Below are 19983 nucleotides of genomic sequence, written 5' to 3' on the forward strand. Positions count from 1 at the left end.
CCGACACCCTCCAGCCCCGCCGGCGTTTGAGGCGCGGGGTCTGGGGGCGGGAAGGGCTGAAAAGAGCCCCCGGGCCCAAGCGGCGGCCCCGACCGCCGATCAGTCCCGCGTCAGCGAAAGCAGGTCCCGCGCCGGGCCCGCCGGCCGGGCCCCCGCGGGCCAGACCGCCCGGAGCTCCCGTTCCAGGCCGGCGCCCAGCACCGGCACGGACACCAGCCGCCGTCCCGCCAGCTCGTCCCCGACCGCGAGCTCCGACAGCACGCACGGCCCGGCCCCGCTCACGGCCGCCGCCTTCACCGCGGTGGTGGAGGCGAGCTCCAGCAGCGGCTCCGCCAGCCCCCCGCACCCGGCCAGCGCCGCGTCCAGGACCTGCCGGGTCCCCGACCCCCGTTCGCGCAGGATCAGCGGGGTGGCCGCCAGCTCCGCCGGCTCCACCCCCCGCAAGCGCCGCGCCCACGGGTGCCCGGGAGCCACCGCCACCACCAGGCGGTCCTGCGCGATGACCACGGAGTCGAGCCCCTCCGGCACGCTGAGCCCCTCCACGAAGCCGAGGTCCGCCTCGTGCGCGAGGACCCGGTCGGCGACGACCGCCGAGTTCCCGGCATGCAGTGACACCGCCGTCCCGGGGCGCTGCCCGCGCAGCGCGATCAGCCAGCCGGGCAGCAGGTACTCCGCGATGGTCATACTGGCCGCGACCCGCAGCCGGGAGTCGCGGCGGCCCCGTAGCGCCTGCGCACCCGCGTCGAAGGCCTCGGCGGCCTCCACCACCCGGCGCGCCCAGTCCGTGACCAGCGCGCCCTCCGCCGTAAGGGTGGATCCGCGCGGCGAGCGGTCCACGAGCGCGACCCCGAGCCGGGTCTCCATCGCCCGGATCCGGCTGCTGGCGGCGGGCTGGGTGATGCCGAGCCGCCGTGCGGCGCCGCTCAGGCTGCCGACCCGCGCGACGGCGAGCAGCAGCTCCATGGCCCCGAGGTCCGGGACCCGGTGCGCCAGCGGGGTCTGCCCCTCGGCCGCCCGCTCCTCATTACCGTACGCATTACCCATAACTTCAGTTTATGCCCTCATAGGGAAGATCCCTCTGCCGTCCGGCCCTGCCCGACGGGACGCTGGACCCATGGCCACCACCCTCGTACGACCCCGTCCCACCACCCCCGGGATCCTCCGGCCCCACAAGGCCCCCTCGCTGCGCCACCTCGGCCCCAACTGGTACGCCTCCGTCATGGGCACCGCGATCGTCGCCAACGCCGGCGCGACCCTCCCGTACCAGCTTCCCGGCCAGCGGGTGGTCTGCCAGGTCTTCTGGGTGCTGGCCGCCACCGCGCTGGCCGTACTGCTGACGGCCCGCGCCGGACACTGGCTGCACCACCGCGACCAGGCCCGCGCCCATCTGCTGGACCCCGCCGTGGCCCCCTTCTACGGATGCCTCTCGATGGCCCTGCTGGCCGTCGGCGGCGGCGCGCTCATCGTCGGCAAGGACCTCGTCGGACTCCCCGCCGCCGTGGCCCTCGACACGGTCCTGTTCACCGCGGGCACCGCGATCGGCCTCCTCGCGGCCGTGGCCGTCCCCTACCTGATGGTGGTCCGCCACAAGGTCGAGGCCCACCAGGCCAGCCCTGTGTGGCTGCTGCCCGTGGTCGCCCCCATGGTCTCCGCCGCGCTGGGTCCGCTGCTCATCCCCCACCTGGCCGCCGGCCAGGCCCGCGAGGCCATGCTGCTCGCCTGCTACGCCATGTTCGGCCTCAGCCTGCTCGCCACCCTGCTGCTGCTCCCCCTGGTCTTCGGCCGGCTGATCGTCAGCGGCCCCCTGCCCTTGGCGCTCACCCCGACCCTGTTCCTGGTCCTGGGCCCCCTCGGCCAGTCCACCACCGCCGTGAACTCCCTCGCGGACATGGCCCCCCAGTCGACAGCCGCCCCCTACACCGGCGCCTTCGCCGCCTTCGCGGTCGTCTACGGGGTCCCCGTGATGGGATTCGCCCTCCTCTGGATGGCGCTGGCCTCGGCCATGCTGCTGCGGGCCGCCCGGGAGGGCATGGGGTTCGCCATGACCTGGTGGGCGCTGACCTTCCCCGTCGGCACCTGCGTCACCGGCGCCGCCGGGCTGGCCCGCCACACCGGGCTCACCGCCTTCGCCTGGCTGGCCGCGATCCTGTTCCTGGCCCTGCTGACCGCCTGGCTGCTGGCCGCCGCGAACACCCTGCGCGGCCTGTCCACCGGCCGCCTCCTGGCCGCGCCCCGCTAGGGCCTGTCGTCCCGTCTGCCGCACGACGACTGGCACGCACTCTCGCCGCGCGAAGGCAGGCCCTGGACCGCAGCGCGCAGGGCCGCCGCCAGGATCTCCGGGGCCCCGGCCAGCGAGGGGCCGTACCAGGTCAGGTGGCGCCCGTCGACGAGGGCGGCCGGGATTCCGGGGAAGGCCTCGGGCCCGTCGTCGGCGGTGAAGCGGTACGGCTCGTCCGGGAGCACCACGAGCTCGCAGCCGGCGGCGGCCAGCTCGGCCGCCGGGATCCTCGGGTAGCGCTCGGGGTGCCCGGCGTAGACGTTGCGCACGCCGAGGCGGGCCAGCAGGTCCCCCGCGAAGGTGTCGCGGCCCAGCACCATCCAGGGCCGCCGCCAGACCGGTACGAAGGCCGCGCGCGAGTCCCGCGGCGGTTCCACCCGGGCCCACGCGGCCTCCGCGTCCGCCAGCCACCCGGGCCGCTTCAGCCCCATGGCCCCCACCAGTACCCGGTCCAGTTCACGGAAGGCCTGCGGCAGGTCCCGTACCCCGGTGACCAGCACCTCGAGCCCGGCCGCGCGCAGCGCCGCCAGGTCCGGGGCCCGGTTCTCCTCCTCGTTGGCGACGACCAGGTCCGGGCGCAGCTCCGCGATCGCGCGCACGTCGGGGTTCTTCGTCCCTCCGACGCGCACCGCGTCCCCCAGGTCCCCGGGGTGCGTGCACCAGTCGGTCACCCCGACCAGCGCCCCGGGCGCGCTCACGGCCACCGCCTCGGTCAGGGACGGCACCAGCGAGACGACGCGTTTCCGCATCCGGTCAGTGTTCCGGAGAGGGCGGTTCGGAGGTCGCGTGGATGTGTTCGCCGACCGCGACGATCAGGATCCGGGTGTCCTCGGTGACGGCCCGCCAGCGGTGGCGCACCCCGCCGGACAGGAACAGCGCGTCGCCGTTCTCCAGTCGGTACGCCCGCCCCTCGGCCTCCACCTGGCAGGCGCCCGAGACCACGTACATGAGCTCGTCGTTGCGGTGCTGGTACTCCCGGCCCGCGTCCTGGTCCCCGGTGAACTCCAGGGCGTGCAGCTGGTGGTGCCCCCGTACGAGCGGCCGTACGCCGGGGACCGGGGTGAGCCCCGGGTCGTCGCCGGCCCGTACGAGGTCCACGGTGCGCGCGGTGTCGGAGGCGGCCAGCAGATCGACGGCCGTGGTCTCCAGCGCGTCGGCGACCCGCTCCAGGGAGCGCATGCTGGGCCGGGCCCGCTCGTTCTCTATCTGGCTCAGGAAGGGCACCGAGAGGCCGCTGCGCGCCGATACGGCGGCGAGGGTGAGGTGCAGTGCCCGGCGTCTCTTGCGCACGGCCACGCCCACCCGGAGCGGTTCCCTGGAGTCCTTGTCCCTGTCCCGCTCCTTGTCGTCCGCGCCGGTCGTCGCGCCCGTGCCGTTCCTGCCGTCGGTGCCGTCCCTGTCGTCCATGGCGGGGCTGCCCTCCCCTTGTCCCGGTCCGTCGCACATCGCACATCGGTGTGCTGTAAGCACCTTACGCAGCAACCGGCCCCGGTTTCGCGCTCAAGTCCGCAGGAGGCCGCAGGAGCGCCACTTTCCGTTTGCCCGCGGTGCATCATCGTGATCGTGACGACGACTCGACGCCTGATGCTCCTGGACACCGCTTCCCTCTACTACCGCGCCTACTTCGGCGTGCCGGATTCCGTGAAGGCCCCCGACGGGACCCCGGTCAACGCCGTGCGCGGACTGCTCGACTTCATCGGCCGCCTCGTGCAGGACCACCGGCCCGACGACCTGGTCGCCTGCATGGACGCCGACTGGCGGCCGCACTGGCGGGTGGAGCTGATCCCCTCCTACAAGGCCCACCGGGTCGCGCGGGAGACGGACAGCGGCCCGGACGTCGAGGAGACCCCGGACACCCTGGCCCCGCAGGTGCCGATCATCGAGGCGGCGCTGGACGCCTTCGGCATCGCCCGGGTGGGGGTCGCCGGGTACGAGGCCGACGACGTGATCGGCACGTTGACCACCCGCGCCACCGGCCCGGTGGACATCGTCACCGGCGACCGGGACCTGTACCAGCTGGTCGACGACGCGAAGCGGCGGCGCGTGCTGTACCCGCTGAAGGGGGTCGGCACCCTCCAGGTCACCGACGAGGCCTGGCTGCGCGAGAAGTACGGGGTGGACGGGCCCGGCTACGCGGACCTGGCGCTGCTGCGCGGCGACCCGAGCGACGGCCTGCCGGGCGTGCCCGGCATCGGCGAGAAGACGGCCTCGAAGCTGCTGGACGCCTACGGTGACCTGGCCGGGATCATCGCGGCCATCGACGACCCGAAGTCGAAGCTGACCCCCACCCAGCGCAAGCGCCTGGACGAATCCCGGCCCTACCTGGCGGTGGCCCCCAAGGTCGTCCAGGTCGCCTCCGACGTTCAACTGCCGCCGTTCGATCCGTCCCTTCCGTCCCTTCCCGCACAGCCTGACCTGGTGGCGGCCCTCGCGCACCGGTGGGGTCTGGGTGGAGCAGTTGAACGCCTGAGCAGCGCGCTTCGACACTGAGGTGCTAACTTAGGTAATCCTAAGCTTCACGAAAGTCAGGGTCGGAAAGTCAGGGAGACGCCGTGGCAGAAGGACGCGCCCGCAAGGTCGGCACCGCAGTGGTCGTACGCACCGAGCGGTTGACCCCGCACATGGTGCGGGTCGTGCTGGGTGGTGACGGGCTGGCCGGATTCGGCGCGGGCGCGTACACCGACCACTACGTGAAGGTCCTGTTCGCACCGGACGGCGTCACCTACGCCTCCCCGTGGGACCTGGAGCAGATCCGTGCGGCCCACCCCCGCGAGGAATGGCCGCGCCAGCGGGCGTACACGGTGCGCGCCTGGGATCCGCAACACCTTGAGCTGACCCTCGATTTCGTGGTCCACGGCGACGAGGGACTGGCCGGCCCCTGGGCGGCGCGCGCCCAACCGGGTGAAATCGTGCGTTTCCTCGGGCCGGGCGGCGCCTACGCCCCGGACCCGGTCGCCGGATGGCACCTGCTGGTGGGTGACGAGAGCGCGCTGCCGGCGATCGGCGCGGCGATGGAGCGGATGCCCGTCGGTGCGCGGGTCCACGCTTTCATCGAGGTCGAGGGGGCGCAGGACGAGCAGCGGATCTCCACCCCCGACGGCATCGTCCCCTTCTGGGTCCACCGCGGCTCCCGCCCGGTCGGCGAGGCCCTGACGGAGGCCGTCCGGGCCCTGACCTTCCCCTCCCCGGACGTCCACGCCTTCGTCCACGGCGAGGCCGGCTTCGTGAAGGACCTGCGCAGACATCTGCGCGTCGACCGCGGCATCCCGCGCGAACGCCTGTCGATCTCCGGCTACTGGCGCCTGGGCGAGACGGACGAGGGCTGGCGCGCGATCAAGCGCGACTGGAACGCCGAGGTCGAAGCCGAACAGGAACCGGTCGGCGCCTCGCGTTGAAGCACCACTGACGCACCGCTGAAGCACCGCTGAAGCACTGACGCGCGACCGGCGCACCGCCGCGGGTGACACCTCCCCGCAGGCGGTGTCACCCGGACGGCGGGACAATGTCCCCATGCGTACGCTCCGCGTGCTCACGGCAGCCGGAGCCGCCGTCCTCCTGGCCGCCGGCGGTACGAGCGCTGCGGCCGGGACGGCAGCGGCCGCTCCGGGTCCGCCGGCACCGAAACCCCGGATCACCGACGCCCAGGTCGACACGGCGGTGCGGCGCCTGGACGCGACCGTCACCGACATGATGCGCCGCACCGGGGTCCCGGGCGTTTCCGTCGTCGTCGTCCACGACGACAAGGTGGTCCACCTCAAGGGCTTCGGCGTGCGCCGGGTCGGCGACCAGGGCGCCGTGAGCCCCGACACGGTCTTCCAGATCGCCTCGCTCTCCAAGCCCGTCTCCTCCACCGTCGTCGCCGGCGTCCTGAAGGACCCGGCCGACTGGGACCGGCACACGGAGCTCCCCGGGTTCGCCCTCGGGGACCCGTGGGTGACCTCGCACGTCACCACCGCCGACCTGTTCTCCCACCGCAGCGGCCTGCCCGACCACGCCGGCGACCTCCTCGAAGACCTCGGCTACGACCAGGCGTACATCCTCGACCACCTGCGCCTGGCGCCCCTCACCCCCTTCCGGGCGAGCTACGCGTACACCAACTTCGGGTTCACCGCCGCCGCCGAGGCGATCGCCCGGTCCCGGGGCACCACCTGGCAGAAGCTCAGCGCCGACACCCTCTTCAAGCCGGCCGGCATGACGCACACCAGCACCGGGTTCCGGGCCTTCGCGGACGCCCCCGACCACGCCGCCACCCACGTCAGGAACGCTGACGGCACCTGGAGCCCCCGCTTCGTCCGCGACCCCGACGCCCAGGCCCCGGCCGGCGGAGTGAGTTCCACGGCGCGCGACATGTCCCGCTGGCTGCGGCTCCAGCTCTCCGGCGGCACGCTCGACGGCAAGCGGATCGTCCCCGCCGAAACCCTGGCCCGCACCCACGTCCCCGAGATCGTGTCGCAGCCGCCCGCCACGCCTACCTCCCGCACCGGCTTCTACGGTCTGGGCTGGAACGTCGGCTACGACGACGCCGGCCGCCTGCGCCTGAGCCATTCCGGCGCCTTCGCCCTCGGTGCCAACACCAACGTCACCATGCTCCCGCTGGAACGGCTCGGCATCGTCGTCCTCACCAACGGCGCCCCCGTGGGCCTCGCCGACGCCGTCGCCCTCGACTTCTTCGACACCGCCGAGCACGGAAAGCCCACCACCGACTGGCTGGACGTGACGGGCCCGCTCTACGCCCAGCTGGACGAGGCGGGCCGCTCCCCCACCGACTACGCCCGCCCGCCCGTGGTGGCGAAGCCGGCCCAGCAGGACTCCGCGTACACCGGGACCTACGAGAACCCCTACTACGGCAAGCTGACCGTGGCGGCCACCGGTACCGGCGGGCTGACGCTGTCCCTGGGCCCGGAGCCGATGGTCTTCCCCCTCACCCACTACGACGGGGACACCTTCAGCTACGAGACCGCCGGGGAGAACGCCGTCGGCCGCACCGGGGTGACCTTCTCCCCCTCGGAGCACACGGTCCGCGTCGAGTACCTGGACGCCGACCACCTGGGGACATTCACCCGCCGCTGAGGAGTCCCTTCCGGATCTTGCCGCATAGCCTGTACCCCGATGAAACGCAGATCCCACATCCCCGACGCGCCGCTGCCCCAGGTCGACGGCATCGACCCGGTCCGCATGCGACTGCCCCCCGACCCGGAGGGGACGTGGCCCGACCTCGGTTCCTACCTCACGGCGCGCTACGAGGGCACGCGCGGCGCCGATTCGATGGCCCGCCTGCTCCACGACGGCCGGGTGCTGGGCCCCGGCGGGCGGGTGCTGCGGCCGCGGGACCCGTACGAGCCCGGCGCCTTCCTGTGGTTCCACCGGGACATGCCCCAGGAGCCGGTGGTGCCCTTCCCGATCGGGGTCGTGTACCGCGACGAGCACCTGCTGGTGGCCGACAAACCGCACTTCCTGGCCACCACCCCCCGCGGCAGCCACGTCTTCCAGACGGCCCTGGCCCGGCTCCGGGTGGAGCTCGGGCTGCCCGCGCTGAGCCCGGCGCACCGACTGGACCGGATGACCGCCGGACTGGTGCTGTTCAGCATCCGCCCCGAGGACCGGGGCGCCTACCAGCTGCTGTTCCAGGAACGGCGGATCCGCAAGGAGTACGAGGCGCTCGCGCCCCACGACCCGGCGGTGGAGTTCCCCCGGACCCTGCGCAGCCACATCGAGAAGGTACGCGGGGTGATGGCGGCCGTGGAGGTCGCGGGCGCCGAGCCCAACGCCGAGACGCTGGCCGAACTCCTCGCGGTCAGGGGCGGCCTGGGACGCTACCGGCTGACTCCGCACACCGGGCGCACCCACCAGCTGCGGGTGCACATGAACAGCCTCGGCCTGCCGATCCTGGGCGACCCGGTCTATCCGGTGGTCGGCGACCCGGCGCCGGACGACTACCGGCGTCCGCTCCAGCTCCTGGCCCGCACCCTGGAGTTCACCGATCCCGTCACCGGGATCGAGCACCGGCTCGAGAGCCGCCGCACCCTACGGGCCTGGGAGGACCGGGCCGGCTGGGAAGGCGGCCCGAAGGACGCCGGCTAGTCGGCGACGCCCGCGATCCGCAGCGCCGCGTCGGCCGTGGCCTCCGCGAAGGCGGCCACCGGGCGCCCCGGATCGGAGCGGTGGATGAGCATGACGCCCTCGATGAGGCCGAAGACGAGGTCGTTGCGGAGCACCAGTCCGGCGCGGTCCCCGGCGAGCGAGGCTCCGACGCATGTGGCGTCGAGCAACTCCCGGTAGCTGTCCTTGAGTTCCTGGCGCATCCGGCGGAAGCGGGTGAACCGCGAGCCGCTGACCTCGGGCAACAGGTAGAGCGCGCCCAGGTTGTACGGTCCCCCGCACAGCAGCAGCACGTCCGAGCGGCACAGCTCCCAGAGCCGGCGGCCGGCCGACCGGTCCCCTTCGAGGACCAGGCGGCGGGCCAGCGCGAGGGACGGCGCGACCGTGGACTCCAGCAGTTCGGCGAGGAGTTCCTCCTTGCCGGCGAAGTAGTGGTACATCGTGGCCTGGCGCATTCCGGCCCGTTCGGCGACCGCCCGCGTGGTGGTGGCCGCGTACCCCTTCACCGTGAACAGTTCGGCCGCCGCGTAGAGGAGCTCCTCGCGCGGCGGCCGTCCGCTGTCTGATCTCTGCTGATCGGCTCGCGGCCGACCGACCCGTCTCGCCCCTTCGCCCGTTCCCCCAGTCATGACTCGATCGTCGCACAGGGCACGTCGAATCGATCATGGCAAGAGATGAGATCCAGCCACGACCACTTTTGGAGGAAGCTCCAAGACCGATTAGCCGACGGAGCTGTAGGCCACCACACCGCGCAGCAGCGCGTCCACCGCCTTGCGGGCGTTGCGCGCCACCGTGCTGCCCCCTTCCGAGGAGGACGGCGCCGCGGCGGCCACCTGCCCCAGCACGTCGATGACCTGCTTGCACCAGCGCACGAAGTCACCCGCGGGCATCTCCGCCTCGCGCAGCACCTCGTCCAGCCCCCTGTCAGAGGCCCACTGGTACGCCGCCCACGCGAAGCCGAGATCCGGCTCGCGCTGGCCCACACCCTCCGTCTGGTTGATGCCGTGCTCCTCCTCCAGCGCGTCGAGCCGGCCCCAGATCCGGACCATCTCACCGAGCGCGGCCTTCGCCGCACCACCGGGCACCTTCGGCGCCACCGCGTCGTCGGACTGCCGCGCCTCGAAGACCAGCGCCGAGACGCAGGCCGCCAGTTCGGCGGGGCTGAGTCCCTCCCACACACCGGCCCGCAGACATTCGGATGCCAGCAGGTCGAGCTCTCCGTAGAGCCGGGCGAGCCGCCGCCCGTGCGGGGTGACCTCGCCCTCGCGCAGGTAGTCCAGCTCCGTCAGCAGCGCGTGGATCCGGTCGAAGGTACGGGCGATGGTGTTCGTCCGGCCCTCGATGCGCCGCTCCAGCTGCTGGGTGTCCCGCTGCAGACGGTGGTGGCGCTCCGCCCAACGGGCGTGGTCCTCGCGCTCGTCGCAGCCGTGGCACGGGTGCGCCCGCAGCTCGGTACGCAGCCGCGCGATCTCCCGGTCGTCCGCCGCGGCCGCCCGGCCGCGGCTGTGCCGCTCCACGGAGATGTGCCCCGCCTTGGTCCGCAGCTGGGACGCCAGGTCCCGACGGGACTGCGGAGAGCGCGCGTTGAACGTCTTGGGGATCCGCATCCGCTCGATCGCCTCGACCGGGACCGGGAAGTCGATCCCGGCGAGCCGCTTGACCTGCCGCTCCACGGTGAGCACCAGCGGGCGCGGGCCCTCGGTGTACTCCTGCCCGCGGTGCCCGTTGGAACGCCCGGCCGGCACGCCCGGGTCCAGCACCAGGGCCAGCCCCGCGAACTTCCCCGTGGGCACGTGGATGATGTCGCCCGGCTTGAGCCGCTCCAGCGAGGCGGCCGCCTGCGCTCGGCGCTGTGCCGCGCCCTGCTTGGCCAGGTCGTTCTCGCGGTCCTTGAGTTCGCGGCGCAGCCGCGCGTACTCCTCGAAATCGCCGAGGTGACAGGTCATGCCCTCCCGGTAGCCCTCCAGGCCCTCCTCGTTGCGCTGCACCTGCCGGGAGATCCCGACGACCGAGCGGTCGGCCTGGAACTGCGCGAAGGAGGTCTCCAGCAGCTCGCGCGAGCGGTGCCGCCCGAACTGCTGGACCAGGTTGACGGCCATGTTGTACGAGGGCCTGAAGCTGGAGCGCAGCGGATACGTACGGGTACCCGCGAGCCCGGCCAGGGCCGCCGGGTCCATGCCCCGCTGCCACAGCACCACCGCATGGCCCTCGACGTCGATGCCGCGCCGCCCGGCCCGCCCGGTCAGCTGCGTGTACTCGCCGGGGGTGATGTCGGCGTGCTGCTCACCGTTCCACTTGACCAGCTTCTCCAGGATGACGGTGCGCGCCGGCATGTTGATGCCCAGCGCCAGGGTCTCGGTGGCGAAGACGGCCTTGACCAGGCCCCGTACGAACAGCTCCTCGACGACCTCCTTGAAGGTGGGCAGCATGCCCGCGTGGTGCGCGGCGATGCCTCGCTCCAGGCCCTCGAGCCATTCGTAGTAGCCCAGGACGTGCAGGTCCTCGGTGGGGATGGACGCGGTCCGCTCCTCGACGATCTCGCGCACCTTCACGCGCGCGGAGTCGTCGTTGAGCCGTAGCCCCGCGTACAGGCACTGCTGGACCGCGGCCTCGCAGCCGGCCCGGCTGAAGATGAAGTTGATGGCGGGAAGCAGCCCGTCGCCCTCCAGACGGGCGATGACCTCGGGCCGCGACGGGGTCCAGATCCGGCCGCGCGAACGCCGCTCGCGCTCGCGGTCGGCCTCGCGGACCATCTTCCCGCGCCGCCGGTCCTTCGGGTTGTACCGGCTGGTGTTCTCCTCCCGCGCCATCCGCAGCAGGTCGGGGTTGACCTCGCGGCGCGCGGAACCGCGGCCGCCGTGGTCGGACTCCTCCTCGAAGAGGTCGTAGATCCGGCGGCCGGCCATGACGTGCTGCCACAGCGGTACGGGCCGCTCCTCGGAGACGATCACCTCGGTGTCGCCGCGCACGGTGTCGAGCCAGTCGCCGAACTCCTCGGCGTTGGAGACGGTGGCGGAGAGCGAGACCAGCGTCACCGACTCGGGGAGGTGGATGATCACCTCTTCCCAGACGGCCCCGCGGAACCGGTCGGAGAGGTAGTGGACCTCGTCCATCACCACGTAGCCCAGGCCGTTCAGCGACTGCGAGCCCGCGTACAGCATGTTGCGGAGCACCTCGGTGGTCATCACGACCACCGGGGCGTCGGAATTCACGCTGTTGTCGCCGGTGAGCAGGCCCACCTTGTCGGCGCCGTAGCGCCGCGCCAGGTCGGCGTACTTCTGGTTCGACAGGGCCTTGATGGGCGTGGTGTAGAAGCACTTGCGGCCCTGCTGGAGGGCCAGGTGCACGGCGAACTCGCCGACGATGGTCTTGCCCGAGCCTGTCGGGGCGGCGACGAGGACGCCCTTCCCGGCCTCCAGTGCCTTGCAGGCCTCGATCTGGTAAGGATCCAGGTCGAATTCGTACATCTCACGGAAGGGCGCCAAGGCGGTGGCCTCTTCGGCGGCGCGGATCCGGGCAGCGGCGTACCGCTCGGCGGGAGAGAGTTCTTCGGTCATCTTGCTCTCGAGCCTACCCGCCACCTCTGACAACAGTCGCGATCATTTAAGTGAGCAGCCGGACCGCCCCGGGTACGCACTCGGCGGTGACCGGCAGCGGCCCGAGCGGCTCCCCGTCCGCGTACGCGGTGATCCCGGCGGCCTCCAGGGTCACCTTCGCCGCACGGTGGACGGTCACCTTCGGATGGCCCATATGGGTCCCCTTGTAGACCTTCGGGAAGACCTTGAGAAGAGTGGTACGGCTGCAGTCGCCGACGACCGTGACGTCGAACAGCCCGTCGTCGGGGACGGCGTCCGCGCAGATGCGCATGCCGCCGCCGTAGGAGGACCCGTTTCCGACGGCCACCAGCGTGGCCTCGGTCTCGATGACCGGGCCGCCGTCCAAGGTGATCCGGTACGGGAAGGGCCGGAAGGCGGCCAGCTCCAGGGCCATCGCCAGGTCGTACTTGAACCGGCCGGCCGGCAGCCGCATCCGGTTGCCGCGGTCGTTGACCCTCGAGTCGAAACCGGAGCACAGGACGGTCCCGTACCAGCTGGAGCCGCCGGCCCCCTCGACCCGGCCGAGGTCGATCTCGCGGATCCGGCCGCCCTTGAGCGCCTCGGCGGCCAGCCGGCCCGCCCGCGCGGGGTCCCGTACGGGCAGCCCCGTCGCGCGCGCGAAATCGTTCCCGGTGCCCACCGCGACCACCCCGAGCGGCACCAGCGTCCCCGCGAGCGCCTGGAGCGCGAGGGAGACCATCCCGTCACCGCCGACCGCGACGACCGCGCCGGTCCCCTCCCGCACGGCGGTGCGCAGCCGGGCCAGGGCGTCCGGGGCGTCCGTGCCGACGACGGTCCGCACGGAGAGACCGGCGTCGCGAAGCGCGGAAGCGGCCGGCTGCGCGGCGTGCGCGGCCCGGCCGCTTCCGGCGGTGGGATTGACGAAGAGGGTGATCTCAGCACTCACCCACGGGAATGTATCTGGCGGGATCAGGTCGCGTCGTCGTAACCGTTGATCCGCTGGCGCCCGCCGTCGGCCTGCTCGGGCAGGGCGCTGGGGGCCGGTACGGCCTCCACCGCTCCGACCTCCGCCGGCGTCAGGTCCACCTCGGAGGCCTCGTCGTCGTCGAGCTCCGCGTCGGGGTTGCTCCGCGCCCGGCGGCGGTCGTTGAGCCAGCAGACCAGCAGCGCGATGAAGTAGAGGGCGACGATCGGCGCGGCCAGCGACATCATGGTCAGCGGGTCACCGGTGGGCGTCGCGAACGCGGCGAAGACCGTGATGCCGAGCACCATGGCCCGCCACCAGCTCGCGAGCCGCTTGGCGGTCAGCGCCCCGGTGATGTTGAGCAGGATCAGCAGCAGCGGCAGCTCGAAGGCCAGACCGAAGACGACGACCATGCGCGTGACCAGGTCGAGGTAGTCGTCGACCGGCAGCAGGTTGCGCGCGTTGTCGGGGGTGAACTCCAGCAGGATCACCGCGGTCTGCGGGAGGATCTTGTAGGCGAGGACCGCGCCGGCGCCGAACAGCGGTGCGCCGACCGCCACGAACCCCACGGCGTACTTCTTCTCGTGGTTGTGCAGCCCCGGGGCCACGAAGGCCCACAGCTGGTACAGCCACACCGGCGTGGAGAGGACCACACCGGCGCTGAGCGAGACCTTCAGGACGATGGAGAACGGCGCGATGAGCCCGTTGACCGTCATGTCGGCGCAGGGGCGGCCGTTGCGCTGCGAGACCACGCCGTCGATGCAGCCCACGGAATCCAGCATCGGCTTCAGCATGAAGGCGATCAGGTCCTTGTAGAAGACCGCGGCCACGATGGTGATCACGAGGACCGCAAGGACCGACTTCAGCAGCCGGTTTCTCAGCTCACGCAGGTGCTCGACCAGAGGCATGCGCCCTTCGGCGTCCTTCGCCCTCTGGTCCTGCTTCTCCTGCTTGCGGGCAGACTTGAGCAACCCACGTCCCTTGTCTCGTTGCAGATGGCTGGTGCGACCGTGACCGGCTGGTGTCAGCCCTGGGTCGTGTGGTTGGGCTCGCCCACCGGCCGGGCGCTGGTGACGTCACCGGGCGAGGCCTGGATCGTGCGCGGGGCCGTGGTCTGCTGCGGGGCCCCCGCCTGGTCGGCGACGGAAGCGGCGGTCGCGGCGTCCTCCGCCTCGCCCTCCTTCTTCATCGCCTTCGCCTCGCTCTTGAGGATGCGGGCGGACTTGCCGAGCGAGCGGGCCATGTCGGGAAGCTTCTTGGCACCGAACAGCAGGAAGATCACGGCGACGATCAGGAGGATCTCGAGGGGCTTCAGGTTGCCGATCATGTGTGTCTTCCTTCTCACCGAAACGGCTGGTTGTGGTAGTCAAGACGGCCCGCACCAAAATTCGGCAAGCCGTTCTGACATGGATCGTAACCCCCGGGGGTTAACGCCCGGCAATCCCCCGGGGTCTCACCGGATGCATGGTGGTCAGACAGTACGACGGTTGCCCCACGATGGCTATGGCCTCGCGGAGCGCCCCGCCCTGGCCAGGTCGACCGCGGCCCGCTCCAGGTCACCGGAGGCGTCAGCGATGCGTCGCCCGGCGTCCGCGACCTGACCGGAGAGCCTGCGCACCTCCACGAAGACCCGTACGGCGAGCACGGCGAGGACGGTGAGCCCGAGGAAGCCCAGAGCGATTGCGAACATCGGCCACAGCATGTGAGGAGCCTAGGCCACTGCCCGGCTCATACGCTGCGCAGGGTGCTCACGCCGCCCCCGGTCAGCAGTTCCACGATGCGCTCACCGGCCGGTTTGCGCACCGCGACCCCGCAGTCCGGGCAGGTGAAGGAGTAGAAGGTGGTACGCCGGCTGCCGCCGATGGCCAGCCGCAGGGAGCCCGCGTCCAGCTCGAAGCGGGCCCGGCACTCGGGACAGGACGCCTTGAACGCGACCGGCGCGGCCGCACCGTCCTGCGCGGGCACCCCCGGCACCCCCGGCGCCCCCGGCACCCCTGGCGCCCCCGGCGTCAGCGACATCGCGCGGATCCCCCTCAGCCCTGTTCCCCGTCAGACCTGTCCTCGGCACCCCTGTCCTCATAAGCGGCGAGCGCCTCCCGCGCCGCCCGGCGCGCGCTGTCCGCCAGCTCCACGGGGGCCACGATCCGCCCCTCGCGCCCCAGCCGCAGCGCCAGCCGGCGCAGCGAGCCCGGATCGGGGCTGCGCAGCGTGATCCGCAAACCGCCCTCGGGCAGCTCCTCGGCGCTGTCGTGCGGGTAGTACTCGGCGACCCAGCGCCCGCCGGGACCCACCTCGACCACGACCTCCGGGTCCTCGGCGGCCGGCTGGACCAGCCCCTCGGACAGATCGCGGGGCTCGATGGCCGGCGGGTCGGCCCGCTCGTCGAGCAGGCGGATCTCGGCCACCCGGTCCAGCCGGAAGGTGCGCCGGGCCTCCGAGAGGTGGCACCACCCCTCCATGTAGGTGTGCCCGACGGCGAAGAGCCGGATCGGATCGACCTTGCGCTCGGTGAGCTCGTCACGCGCGGGCGAGTAGTAGCGCAGCCACAGCCGGCGCTGCTCGGAGATCGCCCGGTCGACGTCGGCGAAGACCCCGCCCTCGGACTCGAAGGTCACCGACAGCCGGGAACTGGCCCCGGCGACCTCGCCCGCGGCCGCCTCCAGCTTGGCGGTGGCCCGCAGCAGCGCCTGGCGGTCGCCCTCGCGCAGCCCGGGCAGGGTGGCCACCGCGCGGGCGGCCACCAGCAGCGCGGTCGCCTCGTCGGCGGCCAGCCGCAGCGGCTCGGCGGTGGACTCCCCCGAAGCGTCGGGATTGCGCCACCAGATGCGCTCCCCGTCGGTGTCGATGTCCAGCAGGTCACCGCCCCGGAAGCTGGTCCCGCACATGGGCAGCACGTCGAGGTCCGAGATCAGCTCGTCCTCGGTGATCCCGAAGGCCCGGGCCACGTCGGCGACGTGCGCACCCGGGCGCTCGCGCAGGTACGTCACCAGGGACAGCATCCGGCGCGTCTGGTCGATGGCATTGGCGGCCATGCTGGTACGTCTCCCCCTCAGGGCGTTGCTCACTGATCTTGCGCGGCCCCGTCCGGTCCCGCGCGGCTCCGCGCGGTGCGGTCAGCCCTTGGCCACGGCGCGCAGCCGGTCCACCACGTCGGCCCGCAGGTCCGCGGGGTCCAGCACCACGACATCGGGACCGAACTCCACCAGCCAGGCGTCCAGCCCGTGGCCGTACGGGATCTCCAGCTCGTCCCAGCCCTCCCCGCCCGCGCTCTCGCGCACGGCCGTGGCCTTGGCCCGCAGCGGATAACCGGCCCCGGCCCGCAGCCGGATCAGCGCGGAGCGGTCCGCGCTCTCCCCGGCCCAGCTCGCCACCGTCTCCCGTACGGTCACCACGTCCGGAACCTCGGCGGTGTACTTGGCGGCGCGCGAGCGGACCTTGCCCGTGATGCGGGAGAGCCGGAACACGCGCTCCGCCCCGCGGTCGCGGTCGAAGCCCGCCAGGTACCAGTGCCCGCGCCAGCACTCCAGGGCCCAGGGCTCGACCTGACGCGTCTCGGGGCGGGCGGCGGTCGACTTGCGGTAGTCGAAGACGACCGGGCGGCGGTCCCGGCAGGCCAGCATCAGCGGCTCGAAGGCCGCCTCGTGCACCGGGATCCGCGGCTCGATGGCGCTGTGCTGGCCCTCGTACGGGTCCGAGGCCTCCGGCATCCCTCCGGCACGCAGCTTCTGCAGGGCCCCGGAGGCCGCCCCGGCCAGCCGGGCCTGCTGCCAGACCTTGGCGGCGAGCCCCAGGGCCGCTGCCTCCTCGGCGTCCAGCGCCACGGGCGGCAGCCGGTTGGAGTCACGGCGGGCCAGGTAGCCCGTATCGCCCTCCAGGTTCTCCACCGTCTCGATGACCAGGCCGAGCTCCCGCAGATCGTCCTTGTCCCGCTCGAACATCCGGTTGAAGGATTCGTCGTTGCCGGCTTCCATGTACGCCTCGATGGAGCCGCGCAGTTCGCGCTTGCTGAGCGGCCGGCGGGTCCCCAGCAGACACAGCGCCAGGTTCATCAGCCGCTCGGCCTTGGCAATCGCCATCGACGCCCATCCGCCCTTCCAGACCTTCGGGACGATCTCGTCCGCACACCCTCGTGAGCGCTGACCGTACCGCCCCGGCGGTCCTGGGCAAAAGCGAGGGGCCCCCGCCGAACGGCAGGGGCCCCACACAGGCTTCACGGCTTCACCGCGGACGGGTCAGGCACCCATCAGGTCGCACACGAAGATCAGCGTCTCGCCCGGCTTGATGGCGCCACCGGCACCGCGGTCGCCGTACGCGAGGTGGGCCGGGATCGTCAGCTTGCGACGGCCGCCGACCTTCATGCCCTGGACGCCCTGGTCCCATCCGGAGATGACCTGGCCGACACCGAGCTGGAACTGCAGCGGCGCGCCGCGGCCCCAGGACGCGTCGAACTCCTCGCCGGAGGAGAAGGCCACGCCCACGTAGTGGACGGAGACGCGGGAACCGGCCTTGGCCTCGGCACCCTCGCCGACCCAGATGTCCTCGATGACGAGGTCGGTCGGCACCGGGCCCTCAGGGAAGTCGATCTCGGGCTTCTCGAGCTTGTCGCTCACGGAACTGCTCCTCAAAAACTTACGAACAGGGGGACAACCTGGACAGTCTTACATCACGGTGAGGATGTCGAGGCTGAAGACCAGCGTCGAGTTGGCCGGGATGGTGCCCTGCTCCTTGTCACCGAAGCCCTGGTCGGCCGGGATGACCAGCAGGATTCGGCTGCCGGCCTTCTTGCCGACGATCCCGTCCTTCAGACCCTTGACCGAGAGCTCCGACAGCGGCCACGTCACGGACTGCTCGGTGGAGTAGGTGCTCTCGAAGGTCTTGTCGTCCTTCCAGGTCTTGCCGTTGAACTTGACCACGACGCTGTCGGTGTCCTTGACGACGGCGCCGTCACCCTCCAGGACGTAGTCCGAGACGAGCTTGGCCGGCGGCGTGACGTCCTTCGGGACGGTCACGGAGACTTCCTTGCCGTCCGTGTTCGTACCGACCTTGGGCAGGTCCTTGTTGTCCTGCGGGATCTCCTTGCCCTTGGCCGAAACCGGGATGGAGGTGCCCTTGACGATGTCCACGACGAAGACCAGCGTGGCGTTCGCCTTGATCTTGTCGCCCGAGCCCTGCGCGCCGTAACCGAGGTCCGGCGGAATCACGAGCTCCAGACGGCTGCCGACCTTCTTGCCCTCGAGGCCCTGGTCCCAGCCCTTGATGACCTGGCCCGCGCCGATGGTCACGTCGAACGGCTTGCCCTTGCCGAAGCTCTGGTCGAACGGCTCCTTGCCGTCCCACACCTGGCCGAGGTAGTTGACCTGGGCGACGTCGCCCTTCTTCAGCACCGGGCCCGCGCCCTCGCTGATGGTCTCCACCTTCAGTTCCTTGGGCGGGGTGCCCTTCCCCTTCGACAGGGTGGGCTCTTCCCCGAACTTGGCGCCCTTCGTGATCGTGGGCACCCCGTTCTTCATCTGGGCGGAGTCGGAGCCGCTGTCGCCACATGCTGCTGTCGACAGCAGCAGAAGGGGTACGACAAGCAGGCCGGCAAGTCGGCGCACGTGTTCCTCAGATCTCAGACGGCTGGGCGGTCGTCGCCACTCTAAGGCGTGCGCAGGGCCCCGTACGAGATTACGTACGAGGCCCTGGCCAAGATCCGTGCGAGTCACACGACTCCGCACGGGCGACTACATCCCCGCGATCAGCTTCTCCACCCGGTCGTCCACCGACCGGAACGGGTCCTTGCACAGCACCGTCCGCTGCGCCTGGTCGTTCAGCTTCAGATGCACCCAGTCGACCGTGAAGTCCCGCCGCTGCTCCTGCGCACGGCGGATGAAGTCACCCCGCAGCCTCGCCCTCGTCGTCTGCGGAGGCACCGACTTGCCCTCGAAGATCTTGAGGTCGTTGCAGATCCGCGCCGCCTGTCCCTTGCGCTCCAGCAAGTAGTACAGACCGCGCCTGCGGTGGATGTCGTGGTAGGCGAGGTCAATCTGAGCCACCCGCGGATTCGACATCGTCATGTTGTGCTTCGCCCGGTACCGCTCGATCAGCTGGTACTTCATGACCCAGTCGATCTCGGTCCCGATCCGGTCCAGGTCCTCCGCGTCGATCGCGTCCAGCGTGCGACCCCACAGCTCCAGCACCTGGTCCACCACACCGGTACGGATGCCCCGGCGCTCGGCGAAGTCCACCGCTTTGTCGTAGTACTCCCGCTGGATCTCCAGCGCGGAGGCCTCCCGGCCACTCGCCAGACGCACCTTGCGCTGACCCGTGATGTCGTGACTGACCTCGCGGATCGCCCGGATCGGGTTCTCCAGCGTCAGGTCCCGCATCACCGTGCCCGCCTCGATCATGCGCAGCACCAGATCGGTCGCCCCGACCTTCAGCAGCATGGTCGTCTCGGACATGTTCGAGTCGCCCACGATCACGTGCAGGCGCCGGTAGCGCTCGGCGTCCGCGTGCGGCTCGTCGCGCGTATTGATGATCGGCCGCGAACGGGTCGTGGCCGAACTGACACCCTCCCAGATGTGCTCGGCCCGCTGACTCACGCAGTAGACCGCGCCCCGCGGCGTCTGCAGCACCTTGCCCGCACCGCAGATCAGCTGCCGCGTGACGAGGAACGGGATGAGAATGTCCGCCAACCGGGAGAATTCCCCGTGCCGGGCCACCAGGTAGTTTTCGTGGCAGCCGTACGAGTTTCCCGCCGAGTCGGTGTTGTTCTTGAACAGATAGACGTCGCCCGCGATTCCCTCCTCGTGCAGGCGGCGTTCGGCATCGACGAGAAGTCCTTCGAGAATGCGCTCGCCGGCCTTGTCGTGGGTGACCAGTTCGATCAGATTGTCGCATTCGGGAGTTGCGTACTCCGGATGCGAACCCACGTCGAGGTAGAGGCGGGCGCCGTTCCGCAGGAAGACATTGCTGCTGCGGCCCCATGACACAACACGGCGGAAGAGGTAGCGCGCCACTTCGTCAGGAGACAGTCGGCGCTGTCCCCTGAACGTGCACGTGACGCCGTACTCGTTCTCCAGCCCGAAAATGCGGCGGTCCAT

20 protein-coding genes are annotated in these 19983 nt (G+C 71.5%); 5 read left to right on the forward strand and 15 right to left on the reverse strand.

The annotated features are described in order from the left end of the window. Nucleotides 1-99: 99 nt before the first annotated feature. Nucleotides 100-1044 (reverse strand): LysR family transcriptional regulator, encoded by a 945-nt coding sequence (locus tag OG389_RS07930; RefSeq protein WP_328297753.1) that lies wholly within the window; start codon nucleotides 1042-1044, stop codon nucleotides 100-102. Between the two features lie 70 nt (nucleotides 1045-1114). Between OG389_RS07930 and OG389_RS07935 the strand changes: the two genes are divergently transcribed. Next, the gene (locus tag OG389_RS07935; RefSeq protein WP_328297754.1) at nucleotides 1115-2239 is read left to right on the forward strand and encodes a TDT family transporter; all 1125 of its coding nucleotides are present in this window, start codon (nucleotides 1115-1117) and stop codon (nucleotides 2237-2239) included. Here the strand turns inward: OG389_RS07935 and OG389_RS07940 are convergent. Further along, entirely contained in the window at nucleotides 2236-3027 is a 792-nt protein-coding gene (locus OG389_RS07940) for a helical backbone metal receptor (protein ID WP_328297755.1), read from the reverse strand. The genes OG389_RS07935 and OG389_RS07940 overlap by 4 nt on opposite strands. Before the next feature lie 4 nt (nucleotides 3028-3031). Next, nucleotides 3032-3685 (reverse strand): helix-turn-helix domain-containing protein, encoded by a 654-nt coding sequence (locus OG389_RS07945; RefSeq protein WP_443059224.1) that lies wholly within the window; start codon nucleotides 3683-3685, stop codon nucleotides 3032-3034. Nucleotides 3686-3862: 177 nt separating this feature from the next. On the opposite strand from OG389_RS07945, the gene OG389_RS07950 reads away from it, so the two are divergent. The 4 genes from OG389_RS07950 (at nucleotide 3863) to OG389_RS07965 (ending at nucleotide 8359) form a co-directional block, all read left to right on the forward strand. After that, nucleotides 3863-4768, forward strand: coding sequence for a 5'-3' exonuclease (locus tag OG389_RS07950; protein WP_328303589.1), 906 nt, complete (start codon nucleotides 3863-3865; stop codon nucleotides 4766-4768). A gap of 62 nt (nucleotides 4769-4830) precedes the next feature. After that, nucleotides 4831-5673 (forward strand): siderophore-interacting protein, encoded by an 843-nt coding sequence (locus OG389_RS07955; RefSeq protein ID WP_328297756.1) that lies wholly within the window; start codon nucleotides 4831-4833, stop codon nucleotides 5671-5673. 115 nt (nucleotides 5674-5788) lie between these two features. Next, nucleotides 5789-7348 carry a serine hydrolase gene (locus OG389_RS07960; protein ID WP_328297757.1) on the forward strand — a complete coding sequence of 520 codons (1560 nt, stop codon included), beginning with the start codon at nucleotides 5789-5791 and terminating at the stop codon, nucleotides 7346-7348. Nucleotides 7349-7387: 39 nt separating this feature from the next. Continuing rightward, a complete protein-coding gene (locus OG389_RS07965) occupies nucleotides 7388-8359 on the forward strand; it encodes an RluA family pseudouridine synthase (protein ID WP_328297758.1) in 972 nt (323 codons plus the stop codon). Here the strand turns inward: OG389_RS07965 and OG389_RS07970 are convergent. The 12 genes from OG389_RS07970 to pafA all read right to left on the reverse strand — a co-directional run bounded on the left by OG389_RS07970 (nucleotide 8356) and on the right by pafA (nucleotide 19983). Continuing rightward, a complete protein-coding gene (locus tag OG389_RS07970) occupies nucleotides 8356-9006 on the reverse strand; it encodes a TetR/AcrR family transcriptional regulator (protein ID WP_328297759.1) in 651 nt (216 codons plus the stop codon). The genes OG389_RS07965 and OG389_RS07970 overlap by 4 nt on opposite strands. Nucleotides 9007-9096: 90 nt before the next feature. Then, nucleotides 9097-11934: a DEAD/DEAH box helicase gene (locus OG389_RS07975; protein WP_328297760.1), complete on the reverse strand. Its 2838-nt coding sequence runs from the start codon at nucleotides 11932-11934 to the stop codon at nucleotides 9097-9099. A 46-nt stretch (nucleotides 11935-11980) separates the two neighbouring features. Beyond that, the gene (locus tag OG389_RS07980; protein ID WP_328297761.1) at nucleotides 11981-12880 is read right to left on the reverse strand and encodes a diacylglycerol kinase; all 900 of its coding nucleotides are present in this window, start codon (nucleotides 12878-12880) and stop codon (nucleotides 11981-11983) included. 23 nt (nucleotides 12881-12903) lie between these two features. Next, nucleotides 12904-13869 carry a twin-arginine translocase subunit TatC gene (gene tatC, locus OG389_RS07985; protein ID WP_328297762.1) on the reverse strand — a complete coding sequence of 322 codons (966 nt, stop codon included), beginning with the start codon at nucleotides 13867-13869 and terminating at the stop codon, nucleotides 12904-12906. Nucleotides 13870-13922: 53 nt separating this feature from the next. Further along, nucleotides 13923-14225 carry a Sec-independent protein translocase subunit TatA gene (gene tatA, locus OG389_RS07990; RefSeq protein WP_328297763.1) on the reverse strand — a complete coding sequence of 101 codons (303 nt, stop codon included), beginning with the start codon at nucleotides 14223-14225 and terminating at the stop codon, nucleotides 13923-13925. Between the two features lie 174 nt (nucleotides 14226-14399). Next, on the reverse strand, nucleotides 14400-14600 hold the full coding sequence (locus OG389_RS07995) for a hypothetical protein (protein WP_328297764.1): 201 nt from the start codon (nucleotides 14598-14600) through the stop codon (nucleotides 14400-14402). A gap of 26 nt (nucleotides 14601-14626) precedes the next feature. After that, nucleotides 14627-14917, reverse strand: a complete 291-nt coding sequence (locus tag OG389_RS08000; protein ID WP_328297765.1) for a hypothetical protein — start codon at nucleotides 14915-14917, stop codon at nucleotides 14627-14629. A gap of 14 nt (nucleotides 14918-14931) precedes the next feature. After that, nucleotides 14932-15930, reverse strand: a complete 999-nt coding sequence (locus OG389_RS08005; RefSeq protein WP_328297766.1) for a helix-turn-helix transcriptional regulator — start codon at nucleotides 15928-15930, stop codon at nucleotides 14932-14934. Nucleotides 15931-16011: 81 nt separating this feature from the next. Beyond that, nucleotides 16012-16974: a helix-turn-helix transcriptional regulator gene (locus tag OG389_RS08010; RefSeq protein ID WP_328297767.1), complete on the reverse strand. Its 963-nt coding sequence runs from the start codon at nucleotides 16972-16974 to the stop codon at nucleotides 16012-16014. Nucleotides 16975-17130: 156 nt separating this feature from the next. Continuing rightward, nucleotides 17131-17508 (reverse strand): FKBP-type peptidyl-prolyl cis-trans isomerase, encoded by a 378-nt coding sequence (locus tag OG389_RS08015; RefSeq protein WP_328297768.1) that lies wholly within the window; start codon nucleotides 17506-17508, stop codon nucleotides 17131-17133. Nucleotides 17509-17556: 48 nt separating this feature from the next. Beyond that, nucleotides 17557-18495, reverse strand: a complete 939-nt coding sequence (locus OG389_RS08020) for an FKBP-type peptidyl-prolyl cis-trans isomerase (RefSeq protein ID WP_328297769.1) — start codon at nucleotides 18493-18495, stop codon at nucleotides 17557-17559. A 126-nt stretch (nucleotides 18496-18621) separates the two neighbouring features. Beyond that, nucleotides 18622-19983: a Pup--protein ligase gene (gene pafA, locus OG389_RS08025; RefSeq protein ID WP_053678744.1), complete on the reverse strand. Its 1362-nt coding sequence runs from the start codon at nucleotides 19981-19983 to the stop codon at nucleotides 18622-18624.

It is taken from the genome of Streptomyces sp. NBC_00435 (assembly GCF_036014235.1).
Taxonomy (GTDB): Bacteria; Actinomycetota; Actinomycetes; order Streptomycetales; family Streptomycetaceae; genus Streptomyces.